Annotated in this window: 14 protein-coding genes and 1 riboswitch; of the genes, 3 read left to right on the top strand and 11 right to left on the bottom strand. The window is 33.8% G+C overall.

Annotated elements, in window-relative coordinates; translation table 11 throughout:
* Positions 1-142: 142 nt before the first annotated feature.
* Genes GR162_RS15505 through GR162_RS15520 form a run of 4 tightly spaced genes read right to left on the bottom strand, consistent with a single transcriptional unit; the run spans position 143 to position 2,186 of the window.
* The gene (locus GR162_RS15505) at positions 143-682 is read right to left on the bottom strand and encodes a DUF4252 domain-containing protein (RefSeq protein ID WP_066033706.1); all 540 of its coding nucleotides are present in this window, start codon (positions 680-682) and stop codon (positions 143-145) included.
* Positions 683-684: 2 nt separating this feature from the next.
* A complete protein-coding gene (locus tag GR162_RS15510; RefSeq protein WP_008464855.1) occupies positions 685-1,212 on the bottom strand; it encodes a DUF4252 domain-containing protein in 528 nt (175 codons plus the stop codon).
* A 16-nt stretch (positions 1,213-1,228) separates the two neighbouring features.
* A complete protein-coding gene (locus tag GR162_RS15515) occupies positions 1,229-1,690 on the bottom strand; it encodes a hypothetical protein (protein ID WP_160782886.1) in 462 nt (153 codons plus the stop codon).
* A complete protein-coding gene (locus GR162_RS15520; RefSeq protein ID WP_008464858.1) occupies positions 1,677-2,186 on the bottom strand; it encodes an RNA polymerase sigma factor in 510 nt (169 codons plus the stop codon). Before GR162_RS15520 ends, GR162_RS15515 begins: the two co-directional genes overlap by 14 nt.
* Positions 2,187-2,355: 169 nt before the next feature.
* Between GR162_RS15520 and GR162_RS15525 the strand changes: the two genes are divergently transcribed.
* A complete protein-coding gene (locus GR162_RS15525) occupies positions 2,356-3,816 on the top strand; it encodes a S41 family peptidase (RefSeq protein ID WP_160782887.1) in 1,461 nt (486 codons plus the stop codon).
* 84 nt (positions 3,817-3,900) lie between these two features.
* On the opposite strand, the gene GR162_RS15530 is transcribed toward GR162_RS15525, so the two are convergent.
* The 7 genes from GR162_RS15530 to GR162_RS15560 all read right to left on the bottom strand — a co-directional run bounded on the left by GR162_RS15530 (position 3,901) and on the right by GR162_RS15560 (position 11,277).
* Positions 3,901-4,935, bottom strand: a complete 1,035-nt coding sequence (locus GR162_RS15530) for a YncE family protein (protein WP_008464860.1) — start codon at positions 4,933-4,935, stop codon at positions 3,901-3,903.
* Between the two features lie 3 nt (positions 4,936-4,938).
* The gene (locus tag GR162_RS15535; protein WP_160782888.1) at positions 4,939-6,792 is read right to left on the bottom strand and encodes a TonB-dependent siderophore receptor; all 1,854 of its coding nucleotides are present in this window, start codon (positions 6,790-6,792) and stop codon (positions 4,939-4,941) included.
* A 26-nt stretch (positions 6,793-6,818) separates the two neighbouring features.
* Positions 6,819-7,023, bottom strand: a riboswitch (cobalamin riboswitch).
* Between the two features lie 65 nt (positions 7,024-7,088).
* Complete coding sequence (gene cobC, locus GR162_RS15540; protein ID WP_160782889.1) at positions 7,089-7,622, bottom strand: alpha-ribazole phosphatase; 534 nt, start codon at positions 7,620-7,622, stop codon at positions 7,089-7,091.
* The gene (locus GR162_RS15545) at positions 7,607-8,404 is read right to left on the bottom strand and encodes an adenosylcobinamide-GDP ribazoletransferase (RefSeq protein ID WP_160782890.1); all 798 of its coding nucleotides are present in this window, start codon (positions 8,402-8,404) and stop codon (positions 7,607-7,609) included. Before GR162_RS15545 ends, cobC begins: the two co-directional genes overlap by 16 nt.
* 55 nt (positions 8,405-8,459) lie before the next feature.
* The gene (gene cobT / locus GR162_RS15550; protein ID WP_160782891.1) at positions 8,460-10,139 is read right to left on the bottom strand and encodes a nicotinate-nucleotide--dimethylbenzimidazole phosphoribosyltransferase; all 1,680 of its coding nucleotides are present in this window, start codon (positions 10,137-10,139) and stop codon (positions 8,460-8,462) included.
* Between the two features lie 169 nt (positions 10,140-10,308).
* A complete protein-coding gene (cobU, locus tag GR162_RS15555) occupies positions 10,309-10,818 on the bottom strand; it encodes a bifunctional adenosylcobinamide kinase/adenosylcobinamide-phosphate guanylyltransferase (protein WP_119792755.1) in 510 nt (169 codons plus the stop codon).
* A gap of 96 nt (positions 10,819-10,914) precedes the next feature.
* Positions 10,915-11,277: a DUF5522 domain-containing protein gene (locus tag GR162_RS15560; protein WP_008464871.1), complete on the bottom strand. Its 363-nt coding sequence runs from the start codon at positions 11,275-11,277 to the stop codon at positions 10,915-10,917.
* 94 nt (positions 11,278-11,371) lie between these two features.
* On the opposite strand from GR162_RS15560, the gene GR162_RS15565 reads away from it, so the two are divergent.
* Entirely contained in the window at positions 11,372-12,514 is a 1,143-nt protein-coding gene (locus GR162_RS15565) for an ABC transporter substrate-binding protein (RefSeq protein WP_160782892.1), read from the top strand.
* Position 12,515: 1 nt separating this feature from the next.
* Positions 12,516-13,544, top strand: coding sequence for a FecCD family ABC transporter permease (locus tag GR162_RS15570; RefSeq protein ID WP_370516254.1), 1,029 nt, complete (start codon positions 12,516-12,518; stop codon positions 13,542-13,544).
* Positions 13,545-13,546 lie beyond the last annotated feature (2 nt).

Raw genomic sequence — 13,546 nt, forward strand, 5'->3', positions numbered from 1 at the left:
TATTTTGGTAAGCCACAAATATAATTAAATTAGATTCATGCCAAAATAAAAACACGATTTTTTATTCAGTAAAATCTTTCAAATGTAAAAGGAAAAGCTCCGTAATTGGAGCTTTTCTTGTTTTAAAAAGTAAGATGTTTTTTTATTTTTTAAGCAATTGTTCTAAAGGTTTTAATTGCTCCATGTCTATTTTAGAGTTTTGTAAAACAGACATTAAGGTCATAATATTATTCGGATTCATATCTTCGCCTAACACACGAACTACTGCAAAACCATTTTCTTTTCTGTTGGCAAAAATGACAAACTCTTTAATGTTGTCGTCACTTCCGACGTAGCTTATAGAAGCGCCTTCTTTACCAGAGCCGAACTTCATTAATTCTTGATATTTAGGATCTTTTAATATGGCTTTTACTTTGTTTCTTTCTGCCTCAAATTCTGTTTGATTGTTTTGATCTGCTTTAAAAGCCAGAATATTCATTTTGTCAAACGAATTCAAAGCCTCGTTTTGCTCAGCTGATAATTTGGTTTTATCAACATTCAAAATGTTTGGTGAAATATCTAAAGCAATAAAATCTTTTTTCTCTGAATTCTCAACGAAATATTTTTGCAGAGATGGTTCAGAATTACAGCTCCCCAAAGTTAGAAGAGCTGTAAGTGCTAGTATGAAGATGTTGTTTTTCATTTTTATTTTTTGCCTTTAGAAGCTTTCTTTAGGTCTGTACCGCCAGGAAGTTGCATTTTATCTGTTAATACCGAAATCTCGTTTAAGTCAAAATTACCAGTTAAAGATAGTAAAACAGTTTCATCATTTTTTGCACCGTCAACATACATTAAAAGTTCTCTTATCTGCGTGTCTGTAGCGCCAGATTTTACCATTATTCTAACGTTTTTTCCGCCATCATTTACTCGCATTAATTCTTCTAAACCGGCAGTTTTTACATATTTATCGGCAGTAGCTTTCATGTCGGCTTCGATTTTTGGATTTTTAGTAGTAAATACTTTTAAGTAATCTAGTTTTTTGATTAGAGCAATATATTGCTGAGTCTCTTTATCAGAAGCATCAGTTTTTACTTTGCTCATTAAATCAAACATTTTTTTGTTTACAATTACTGAGGTTACATCATCCTGACCATCAAATTTGTCAAAAGCACTTTGTGCATAAAATGTGGTTGAAACGAATGCGAAGACTAAAGTTATAATGAAATTTCTCATGATTATTTTTGTTTAATTACTGTTTAAAAATTTTGTTTTTTGATTGTTCATATTCCTTAATGTAGTGTACACTTTCAATACCTACATTAACATTGTTTGATAATAAAGCCAAAGCTTTTTGAGTTGCTTTTAAGGCTTCTTCGGGATCATCGTAAGTTCCTAATTCTGCTTGCGAAGCTACTGCAGTAGTTTCATTTTTTTTGCTAACAAAAAAGTAAGTTCCGATTCCGAGCAAAACAACAGCAGAAGCTGCAATCGATAACCACGCCACGTTTCGTTTCTTAGTTTGTAGTGGAATCTCATACGTCGATTTCTGTTCTCTTGCTTGAGAGAAATAGCCAAACATAGGTTTGTATTGCTCCAAATGCTGCGCAACATTTGATGAAGAAAAATATTCTTTTAATTGATTTTCTTCAGCAATAGAAGTTTCTCCCTGAAAGTATTTTTCTAATATATCTTCTATTTTATTTAGTTCCATAAAGGTGTGTATTTGTCATTGATTCTCTAATTTTTTTTCTCGCTCTAGAAAGTGCCACTCGTATTGCTGTTTCGTTCATATTTACGATTTTGGCTATTTCTTCAAATTCATATTGTTCAACATCCCGAAGCTGAATTAATAGCTGCATTTGTTCGGGCATTTCGTTTATAATTTTTTCGACCCATTCTAAACTATCTTGGTCTTCTAATTTCTTATCCAATTGAGGTTGCCGATCGGTAAAATTATTATGCACAATCTGCAGATTGCTGGCTCTTTTAGATTTCAGCTGATCGAGACAATAATTTTTGGTCATGGTCATCGCCAATGCTTCGACGCTATTGTAGCTTTGCAGATTATCTTTTTTGTTCCATAATTTTACCATTACTTCCTGAGTGGCATCTTCTGCTTCTTCAGTGCTGGTAAGCAATCTTTTTGCCAGACGAAAAACTTTGTCTTTGAAAGGATTTATTAATTCTATAAATACAACTTGGTTCATTAATAATGATGGTTAATCGTTAGCTTATATATTCAAGACGAGGCACAATTATATTTGTTACAACAAAAAATAAAATATTTTTTTATGTAAAAAAATACTGCTTTTGTGACGAAGCTAAAACTAAAGATACTACTTTTACGTTTATTCAGAATATAGATAACTACACGATATGAAAACAACTTTAAAGAGTATACTTTTTCTCTTTTTATTCGCTTTTTCTTTACAGTCTTGTGAAGATCAGGATGATGTAGCTGCTCCGGCAGACTTGCAGATTAATAATTTTATATGGAGAGGATTAAATGAGGTTTATTTGTGGCAACAGGATGTTCCAAATCTAGCTGATGGCCGTAATTTGCAACCAGATTTCGATCAGTTTTTAAGAGGATATTCTAAACCAGAAGATTTGTTCGAAGATTTATTGAACAAACCTGTAAGCAAATATCCAAACGGAGATGCCATTGATCGTTTCAGCTGGATTGTTGACGATTATACTGTTCTAGAGCAGGAATTAAGCGGTGTTACAAAAAATAACGGTGTCGATTTTAGATTGAGCCGTGTGGCTTCAGGGTCTAATGATGTAGTAGGTTTTGTGCGATATATTATTCCAAACTCTGACGCTTCTACAAAAGCTATTAAACGCGGTGATTTATTTACGAGTGTGAACGGAACAAAACTTACGGTTTCTAATTATCAGGAATTATTATTAAATCAGGATAGTTACACTTTAAATCTGGCAGATTACAATGGATCGAGTTATGTTTTGAATGGAAAGTCAGTTTCCTTGACTAAAACTGTTTTAGAAGAGAATCCTATTTTAATCAATAAAGTAATTACTTCTGGAAGCCATAAAATTGGTTATTTAATGTATAATGGTTTTTATCCTGGATATGATGATAAATTGAATCAGGCTTTTGGCGAATTGAAATCGCAAGGGATTACAGATTTAGTTTTAGATCTTCGATACAATGGAGGAGGATCTGTTACCTCTTCAATAAGACTTTCTAGTATGCTTACAGGACAGTTCGATACTCAGATTTTTGCAAAAACGCAATTTAACAGTAAGTGGATGAAAGATATGACTGCTGAAGATTTGGAAAGTTTGAATTATAGATTTGTGAATAATATTGACGGAAAAGCATTAAACAGCTTAAATTTAACTACAGTCTATATTATTACAACTGCAAGTACAGCATCTGCCAGCGAATTGGTTATAAATGGTTTAAAGCCTTATATCAACGTAGTTCAGCTTGGAGAAACTACAACGGGTAAAAATGTTGGTTCGTATACGATTTATGATTCCGAAACTTTATTTACTAAAAAAGGAATTAATCCAAATCATAAATATGCGATGCAGCCTCTAGTTTTTAAAATTTCTAATTCTGCCGGTTTTGGAGATTACACGCAAGGTTTGCAGCCAACGTATCAGCAGTACGAAAGAGTAAGTACCTATGGAGTTTTAGGAGATCCTTCTGAACCTCTGCTTAATTTGGCGATTTCAAAAATTACAGGAACAACAGCCAAAAGAATTTTTGATGATTCTGCACCAAATACCCCTTATCTGACAGATTCAAAAATCATAAACGGATTAAGACACGGAATGTATTTTCAAGATATTCCGAAAGGACATTAATCTAATAGGATATAAAAATAGAAAAGGCTTTCAGAAATGAAAGCCTTTTCCATAAAAAACAAAAACTAATTTTAAAGTATAATATTAATTATTAAAGTAGAATCCGTTTGAACCTACACCAACAGCTAATTCTTTTTGTAAAACTCCAGATAAATTATAGATAAAAGCTTTACTATCTTTATCAAATTTTGCATCGGCAATATAAATGCGGTTGTTTTCTACAGCAAAACCGTAAACGTAGCTCGCTGGCGAGTTTACAATTGCCGTAGTAGAAGGTGTTGTTGCATTGATATCCATAGCATAAACAGAGCTTCCAGCAGTATAATAGATTTTGTTGTCTTCAATATCCATAAAACCTAGACCAGCTAAGCTCTCTGGAAATGCAATTCTAGATATAGATTTATCAGACAGTTTTACTTTTACAATTTCACCTGATCCAGAATAAGGAGCTCTCAAAATAAATAAAGTTCCGTTTTCTTCTTCAATAGAATCTCCGCTAGAGCCAATTTCTACTGTTTCTATGGCCTTTGTTGCAATATTTACAATTAATAATTTAGTGCTGCTGTTAGGTTCTGTAATGTATAATTTGCCATTTTCTAAAATTAATCTGTTTGCAGTGGCATTTAATTCGATTTTTGATTCGACGGTATTAGTAGCCAGATTAATTACAGCAACATAATCGTCAGTGTCTCCAGTTGCTGGATTGATATAAGAATATGTATTTGCATTTGTTACATACGCTTTTCCGTCTTTCACAACTCCGTATCTTGGGTTTGCAAGACCAGAATCAATCTTTGCGATCAATTTAAAAGTATAACGGTTTACAACATTGATTACATTTGATCCTCCTGAAATGATGTATGCGCGATCTCCATCAAAAAAGATATTTTGCAGATATCCGCCAATTAAATCAGAACCGTTGGCAGAAGCATAAACATCTTTGGTAAAAGAGGTGAAATCATCGCTTGAGAAAGAAACGCTTCCGACATCTGAACTTCCTTCATTTAAAATAAAAAAACCATTGTCGTAAGCACCTTTAGGATCATCGTTGTCATCACTTGAACAAGAAGCGAATAATGAAATGCTTAACGCTATTAAAAGTAATTTACTAAACTTCATATATTAAAATTTTAAGGTTAAATACATATTGAAATTGCGACCAGGCATTGGTCTGTTTTCTAGACTTTCGTAATCTTTATTGAAAAGATTTAAAACTTGAAAACCTACTTTGAAAGAATCTAAAAATTTTAGATCGTAATCGATTCCGATATTTGAAACCGTATAATCGTTAATGATTTCATCAGGATCGTTATCGGCTCTCGTGTAAACAAATCCGTTATAAAGGATTTGGTAATATGCGCTTATTTTATCTCGAGAATACGAAACAGCTCCTGTAGCTTTATTGAATGGAACAAAAAAGATCTGATTTTTAGTTTTTTCATCTTGCGAAACCGTATAAGCATAGGTAGCGTTTACAGCAAAAATATTTTTGCCATAGCTTTTCTTCCAGCCCAATAGGGTTTCGGTTCCATAACTAATTACCTTATCTTGGTTTTGGGGAGTCCAAATTCCGTTTGTACCTGGAACCCATTGCAACATATCGGTAATTTTCATATAATAAAAATTCTGCGTCCAAGTCAGATTTTTGAATGTAAACACATTGCCAATTTCTCCCTGATAAGAGCTTTCAGGCTTTAAGTTTGGATTTCCTCCTTCATCCCAATACAAATCATTATAGGTTGGAATTCTGAAGTTTCGAGAAACATTCAATTTCAGATTATACCAATCATTAAATTTATAAGAAGATCCTAAATTGAATAAAACAGGCGATTTGTAATTATTTGTAAATTCTTTTCTAATGCCCAATTCGTTTTTCCAATTTGCGCCAAAATCTTGTCTGACTAATAAAGCGGCAGAACTGATTTCGCGAATATGGCTTCCAAAACTTGTTCCGTAACCGTTTGTTCTGCTATAGTCTGCAATTCCGTTTATGTGAGTTGATTTAAATAAATGATAATCGACATCAAGCTTTGTAATTAAGTTCTCGGTTTTTCCGTATGTATAATTTTTTAAAGCGTTATTGGCAAAATACTGATAGTTTTCGAAAATATAAGCCGTTTTGAAATTGGTTTTTAGTTTACCATAAGTTCCATCATATTCCAAAAGATTTCTATTGAAACCGTTTATATATTTGCTTTTTGTTTCAGTTTCTGTAATCAACGAGGTGTTTCGATCAGTATTTGAAGTCTGGCTGTACAGTTTTAAAATATGGTTTTTGTTGAATTTATAGCCAACATTGGCACTAAGTGTAATAATATCGTATTGGCCATTTTGATTCCATCGCTGTTCGCCTCTCCAGGTATATCGATTTAAATATTTATAATCGTTTGTCGAGCTGTTTTTAGAAAATCCGATTTGAGTACTCCACTTTTTGTTGGAAATAGCAGTTTTATAATTAATTCCAATCGTATTAAAACTGCCGTAATCTAGTCTTAAATTATTCTCAAAACGATTATAAAATAACAGATCGTTATTTAAGTGTACGGTTCCTCCAACAGCACCGCTTCCGTAAATAACGCTTCCGCCACCAGCCTTTACGCTTACAGAATTATAATCGGAACCTGAAATAGTATTAAAATCCGTGCTTCCATTCATTTGAGAATTGATGTTTATTCCATTCCAAATTACTGCCGTTTGAGAAGAAGTTGTCCCTCTGAACGAAACTGTAGAAAGCATTCCGCGTCCGTATTCTTTAAAATATAGAGTCGAATTGAAGTTTAATAAATCGGTTAAGAGCGCTTCGTTTTTATTGATTATAGAATCATTCAGTTTTAAAACGGATTGTGAAGCCGAGTAAGTCCTTAAATTTTTGTCTGAAACAAAAACTTCTTTAAGACTGGTAATAGAATCGTTTTGCGCCAAAATAATCTGACACATCACAAATAAGCAAAAAGTAAAAAATCGTTTTATAGTCATAATTTCTTCACTCTTTTTCCCGAGAGCTCGATAATTGTTACAAAGGCAGGTCTCCTGGCTCGCGTCTTGCTGTTTACCTTCCCATTCGCCGTGACGAACAGTGGTTTGTAGTTAACAGCAAGCATTCATTTGAACTTAGCTTACAGTTGCGGGTACAGCTCAAGAATTTACTTGATTCCCTTTTAATGTGTTTTTTAAAATAAAAACACAACCTTAATTTGCTGCAAAGATAAAGTTAAAAATATTGAATATTCAAATTTGTTTTACGTTTCATTAAAAAATATAAACAATTTTTATTAAAAATCGATTTTTATAACTTGCCCGAAATCAACTTTGTTGCTGAAAGCATCCCTTAAAGGCAGTGAACTCTGATGGCATAAAATGCTTCTGATGATTCCGGCGTGAGCAACAATTATAATTGGCTGATTTGTTGTAGAAATGGCTTCAGATAAAAATTGACCAACTCTTTCATGGAGTTCTGCAAAAGATTCTCCGTTTAAAACTTTAATATTTACAAAATCCTCCATCCACGGATTAAGTTCTTCTGACGGAATTTCGTTCCAGCTTTTTAATTCCCAATCGCCAAAATTCATTTCTTTTAAACGCTCGTCTTCCTTATAAGAAACGGTTTTAATATTTTCTTGAATGTGTTTGGCTAAAATAACGCAACGCTTTAACGGACTAGAGAAAATAATTGCCTTCGAAGGAAGTTCAGAAATAATTCTGCCGAAAATTTCATCAAACGGAACTGCAATATCAACGTCTGATTGTCCGTAACAGATTCCTTTTTCGCAGATGGTTTCGGTATGACGAACTAGATAAATTTCCATAAAAATAAAATGCTTAAATAAAAGACCACTTCGCATACCTGTTGTGTTGCTCCGAGACAATCTCCAGTATAGCCATCAATCCATTTCTGGAAATAGCGAGCTAAAAAATATCGCGTTATAAAAACAGGAATTATGGCAAGAAGAAGTTTTAAATCGAAACGAGAAAATACAATTAACGGAATTAATCCAAAAAAGAAAGAGCCAAAAACTTCTTTCCAAGTATATTGTTTTGCAATCGGTTTGCTTTTGCTCGAAGCATCATCACGAGAATATTCATGCGTGAAAATAATGCTGATTGCTGCCAAGCGACTTATAGAATGCGCAGAAATAAATAAGAGAAAAATTTTAAAAACTGCCATGTCATCATAAACTTGAAATATTATAATAGATTCTGAAAGCAATCTGAATTTTAATAAAAATAGCAAAACCAATCCAATTGCTCCATAGGCGCCAATCGCACTATCTTTCATAATCATCAAGATTTTTTCTTTGGTCCAGCCTCCACCAAATCCATCACAGACATCAGCGAATCCGTCTTCATGAAATGCACCGGTAGTTAAAATAGAAGCAATAATCGCTAGTATAACAGCAATTTCTGATGAAAGAAATTGGGCAAATATAGAATAGGCCAAAAATGAAATAGTCCCAACAATCCATCCGATAAAAGGAAAATATCTCGTCGCTTTATTTAAATAATCTGGATGATGCGTAATGTTTTTTGGACATGGAATTCTGGTGTAAAACATTAAGCACGTGAAGAAAATGTGTAGTTCTTTTTTCATTTATAAAATTGGTAATTGTAATTTTATGACTGTAAACTGAGACCGAGACTGAAAACTATTTCCTACTCACTCCCGCACTTTCAAAACTAGCCATTTCATTCAAAAAAGCCTCAGCCGATTTTAAAATAGGAAACGCAACAGCACAGCCCGTTCCTTCTCCCAAACGTAAATCGAGATTTAAAATAGGTTTTGCTTCCAGATAATTCAATAATTCTGAATGTGCTTTTTCGGCAGAACAATGGCAGAAAACAGCATTTTGTTTGATATTCGGATTTATTTTAAAAGCAATCAAATAGGCAACAGTACAAATAAAACCGTCCACCAGAATTAGCATTTTATTTTCAAAAGCACTCAGCATTCCGCCTGCCATTTGAATAATTTCAAAACCTCCAAAATAGGAGAGTTGCGATAGTATTTCGGCTTGACCGGAATAACTTTCAATTGCTTTTTTGAGTAGATTTTGTTTTAAAAGTAGTTTCTCTTTTTCAACTCCAGTCCCCTTTCCAACACAATCTTCAATAGGAAAATCGGTTAAAAGACTCATTAAAACAGAAGCTGTCGAGGTATTTCCAATTCCCATTTCACCAAAACCAATACAATTTGAACCAGATTTTGCGATATTTTCAACAATCGATTTTCCTTTCTCAAAACATAACTGAACTTCAGATTCGCTCATTGCCGGAACATGAAGAAATGACTGAGTTCCTTTGGCAATTTTTGCATCTATTAACTTTGCATTGGTTGGGAAATCATAATTAACGCCCGAATCTACAATTGATAATTCGATATTATTCTGATTGCAAAACACGTTTATTGCTGCGCCACCATCGAGAAAATTATTGACCATTTGTCGCGTAACATCTTGTGGATAGTCACTTACACCATGATTTGCGATTCCGTGATCGGCTGCAAAAACTACAATATTAGGTTTTAAGATTTTTGGATTCAAAGTTTCGAAAACGGTTGCCATTTGAAAAGCCAATGCTTCCAAAGTTCCCAAAGAACCGACAGGTTTTGTTTTAGAATCTATTTTGTCTTGTAAAAGAGTGTAGAAGTCAGAATTGTTTTGGAATTTGTTTTCCGATTTCAAATCAAAAGCAGGAACATTTATTTGATGAATTTCATTGATTTCTGTGCAAATAGGAGCTTCCAGTTTTTGTTTCCAATGCAATTGCTGCAGCATTGGCTGATTGTTATAATTGGTAGCTGGTTTTCCAATGCAGAAATAACCAAGCGGTTCTATATTTTCGGGTAAATCAAGGATTTTTTTAAACTGATAATAATTGAGAATCGAAACCCAGCCCATTCCGAAACCTTGTTCTGTTAGTGAAAGCCAGATATTTTGCGCCGCACAAACTGTGCTGAATTTCACCGCTTCATTACTGCCAATAGTTCCAATCGTAAACTGATTTAAAACAGAACGGTCATAAGCAATGATTAGTCCGATTGGCGCTTCTTCGATAGCTTCTAGTTTAAGTGATCTGTAAAGTTCTTTCTGTTTGGGATTGTCGGTTAGTTCCTCGGCTTTTTTATTGTAGTCTAAAAAAAGCTTTTTAATAGACGTTTTAACTTCATCTGATTTAATGATATAATATCTTGTCGCATCGGTTAGTCCAACAGATGGTGCCCAATGTCCAGCCTGTAAAGCTTTCTGAATTACTTCATCTGGAACTTCATCGGCTGTAAAATGTCGTGTGTCGCGGCGTGATTTTAATATATCGTCTAAATTGCTCATTTTTAAAAATCAATGACAATTTCAAAAATCAATGGCAATGTGAATCCTGAAATCTTTATTTTTTGTAAAGTTAAAATATTCGTTTTGCAATTAGGACGTAATATTTAGAATTTATTTTAAAATCAATGAGAATATTGATTTTTGAAATTGTTATTGATATTGAAGTTTGCTATCCTTTTATTTTAACTGGAATTCCAGAAACCATCAATACAACTTGATCTGCGTTTGTAGCAAGAAACTGATTCATCCAACCTTGGAGTTCAACGAATTTTCTTCCGATATGAGTTTCTGCATGGACTCCCATGCCAATTTCATTTGTCACAATAATGATATTCGCATTTTTGTGTTTAGCGATAGCAAGAAATTCTTTTTTTGCTTCTTCCAAACTTAACTCTACGTCATTTTTAGTATCAATAAAAAAATTAGTTAGCCAGAGCGTTACACAATCAATTAAAGCAGTTTTTCCAGAAAAATCAATTTCACTTAAATATTTTTCCTTTTCAATATTCGTCCAATGTTCGTCTCTTTCCTTTTGATGACGGTCAATTCGATTTTGGAAATCATCATCCCATTTTCTGGCAGTTGCTACATACAAAGGAGAGTTGGAAAGTTCTAAAGCCAATTTCTGTGCATAACCGCTTTTTCCAGAGCGCTCGCCGCCAGTTATCAAGTAAATCATTTTTTATTAATTATGAGTTTTGAATTATGAATTATGAGTTTGGGCAAGTTATAAAATAATTATGAAGACTAACTCATAATTTATCACTCATAACTCCTAATACGGGCAATGTCGGCAGTTATTTCCACAACAGGTTCCTCTTTTTAGGTGAAACCAAGCTTTAAAAACATAATTGCCATTTTCGATATAATAATCGATGCCTTCAATCAAATGATTGGTTTTTGGCAATAGCATAGCTTTATTCTTAAGCGCCTTTTCTGGAGTTATGGTTTCAATATAAGCATCAATTTTATCTTCGCAAGCTTCCTTAAAACACTCAGGACAAAGGCAATCACCTCCGTCGGCAAGATTAAAAATAGGAGGGTAGTCATTACACCAGCACTTATTTTCAGGTGAAACGTCGCCGCAAGAAAAAGCGGTTTCACAGCTGGAGCAGATTTTTGTTTTTGGTACATTCATCAAATAAAAGGCTATTTGTTTAAATTTGTACGAATAAAGGTAAACAAAAAAAATAGAAATTGATTTACCTTTGCGCCCACACAAAACACAAAATATGAAATATTTTTTCCATAAATTACCAGTCGTTTTTTTACTTTTTGTAGTAATTAGTTGTAAAAAGAATGAAGCGCAAGAGGCAGTAAAATCTATCGTTGCCAAAGAAAGCATCGAATTTGCATCTGGACTTTCAATTGTTAAAAAAGAAGGCTATTCAATTGTAAATGTGATGAATCCGTGGCCAAATGCTAAGGAAAAATTTACTTACATTTTGGAAGAAAAAGGAGTACAAATTCCAGACAGTTTAAAAAAATATCCTGCGATAAAAGTTCCTTTAGAAAGTGTTGTGGTGACTTCAACAACAAATATTCCTTTTCTAGAAATGCTCGAAGTTGAGAATAAATTGGTCGGATTTCCACATACCGATTACATTTCTTCAGAAAAAACACGAGCATTAATTGATAAAGGTTCTGTGAAAAACGTTGGACAAAATGAAAAACTGAACATCGAACAATTAATAGAATTGTCACCAGATTTGATTGTTACTTTTGGTGTTGATAATAATAATCCGATGTTGGATAATTTGAAAAAAAGCGGTTTGAAAGTGCTTATTCAAGGCGATTGGATGGAACAGTCTCCGCTTGGAAAAGCAGAATGGATTAAGCTTTACGGCGCTCTGTTTGGAAAAGAAGATAAAGCAAAAGAACTTTTTGATAAAATTGTTGAAAGCTATAATCAGGCAAAAAAACTCGTTGTCGATAAACCTGCAACTTCAAAAGTTTTATATGGATCTATGTACGAAGATGTTTGGTACGTTGCCAAAGGAAACAGCTGGGTGGCACAGTTCATGCAAGATGCGAAATCTAATTATTTGTGGGCCGATTTAGAAGGAACTGGAAGTGAAGGTTTGTCTTTTGAAAAAGTTTTAGATAAAGCGAAAACGGCTAATGTTTGGATTGCTTCTGGATCTTTTAAAACTTTGGATGAATTGCAAAAAGCAAATCCACATTACGCAGAATTTGACGCTTTTAAAAATAAAACAATATACAATTTTGAAGGAAAGCTAGGGGCAACAGGCGGAACAGTTTACTACGAATTGGCGCCAAGCCGTCCTGATTTGGTGTTGAAAGATTATATCAAGATTTTTCATCCCGATTTATTGGCGGGCTACGAATTTACTTTTGCATCAAAACTGAATTAAATTGGCGAATAAAAAACGAAATACCATTTTATTTGTCGTATTGACTTTAGGACTTTTTCTAATGTTTTTTGCGAGCATTAGTTTAGGATCGGTTACAATTCCGTTAAAAGATGTTTTTGCGAGTTTAACTGGTGGCGAGGCAGCAAAATCGACTTGGGAATATATTATCATTAATTATCGTTTGCCAAAAGCGATTACGGCAGTTTTAGTCGGAACAGGACTCTCTATGAGCGGACTTTTGATGCAGACTTTATTTAGAAATCCGCTTGCTGGACCTTATGTTTTAGGATTAAGCTCCGGAGCAAGTCTTGGCGTTGCATTTGTTATTTTGGGCGCAGGATTTCTGCCTTCTTTTCTGAGTGTAATTGCATTGTCTTCTTACGGAATTGTTTTGGCATCTACTTTAGGAAGCACGTTGGTTTTATTTCTAGTTTTAGTAGTTTCGCAGCGATTGCGAGATACCATGGCCATCTTGATTGTGGGTTTAATGTTTGGAAGTTTCACCACAGCAATTGTAAGTGTTTTAACTTATTTTAGCACGGCAGAACAGCTTCAGAAATTTACTTTCTGGTCAATGGGAAATCTTGGAAATCTTTCTTGGACAACTATTGTAATATTAATATTCTGTATTGGAATAGGATTGCTTTTGAGCGCCAAAAGCATCAAACCATTAAACGCCTTGCTTCTTGGAGAAAACTATGCAAAAAGTATGGGGCTGAATTTTAAACAAGCAAGATTAGTCATCATTTTTGCAACTAGTATATTATCAGGAGCTATTACAGCTTTTGCCGGACCCATTGCATTCGTCGGCTTAGCAGTTCCTCATATTGCAAAATTGACTTTTCAGACGAGTAATCATACTATTTTGTTTTGGAGCACTTTATTTTTTGGATCCATAATAATGCTGTTTTGCGATATTGTTTCGCAAATGCCAGGTTTTGATGTCACGCTTCCAATAAATGCCGTAACTTCTATTATTGGAGCGCCGGTTGTTATTTGGCTTTTAGTTAGAAAAAGGAATTTTCAGTAATA

This window comes from Flavobacterium sp. HBTb2-11-1 (assembly GCF_009826975.1).
In the GTDB taxonomy this organism is placed as follows: domain Bacteria; phylum Bacteroidota; class Bacteroidia; order Flavobacteriales; family Flavobacteriaceae; genus Flavobacterium.

Excerpts from the sequence above, each read along its gene's own strand:
- GR162_RS15505 (WP_066033706.1), bottom strand. The coding sequence starts at position 682 with ATGAAAAACAACATCTTCATACTAGCACTTACAGCTCTTCTAACTTTG.
- GR162_RS15510 (WP_008464855.1), bottom strand. The coding sequence starts at position 1,212 with ATGAGAAATTTCATTATAACTTTAGTCTTCGCATTCGTTTCAACCACA.
- GR162_RS15515 (WP_160782886.1), bottom strand. The coding sequence starts at position 1,690 with ATGGAACTAAATAAAATAGAAGATATATTAGAAAAATACTTTCAGGGA.
- GR162_RS15520 (WP_008464858.1), bottom strand. The coding sequence starts at position 2,186 with ATGAACCAAGTTGTATTTATAGAATTAATAAATCCTTTCAAAGACAAA.
- GR162_RS15525 (WP_160782887.1), top strand. The coding sequence starts at position 2,356 with ATGAAAACAACTTTAAAGAGTATACTTTTTCTCTTTTTATTCGCTTTT.
- GR162_RS15530 (WP_008464860.1), bottom strand. The coding sequence starts at position 4,935 with ATGAAGTTTAGTAAATTACTTTTAATAGCGTTAAGCATTTCATTATTC.
- GR162_RS15535 (WP_160782888.1), bottom strand. The coding sequence starts at position 6,792 with ATGACTATAAAACGATTTTTTACTTTTTGCTTATTTGTGATGTGTCAG.
- cobC (WP_160782889.1), bottom strand. The coding sequence starts at position 7,622 with ATGGAAATTTATCTAGTTCGTCATACCGAAACCATCTGCGAAAAAGGA.
- GR162_RS15545 (WP_160782890.1), bottom strand. The coding sequence starts at position 8,404 with ATGAAAAAAGAACTACACATTTTCTTCACGTGCTTAATGTTTTACACC.
- cobT (WP_160782891.1), bottom strand. The coding sequence starts at position 10,139 with ATGAGCAATTTAGACGATATATTAAAATCACGCCGCGACACACGACAT.
- cobU (WP_119792755.1), bottom strand. The coding sequence starts at position 10,818 with ATGATTTACTTGATAACTGGCGGCGAGCGCTCTGGAAAAAGCGGTTAT.
- GR162_RS15560 (WP_008464871.1), bottom strand. The coding sequence starts at position 11,277 with ATGAATGTACCAAAAACAAAAATCTGCTCCAGCTGTGAAACCGCTTTT.
- GR162_RS15565 (WP_160782892.1), top strand. The coding sequence starts at position 11,372 with ATGAAATATTTTTTCCATAAATTACCAGTCGTTTTTTTACTTTTTGTA.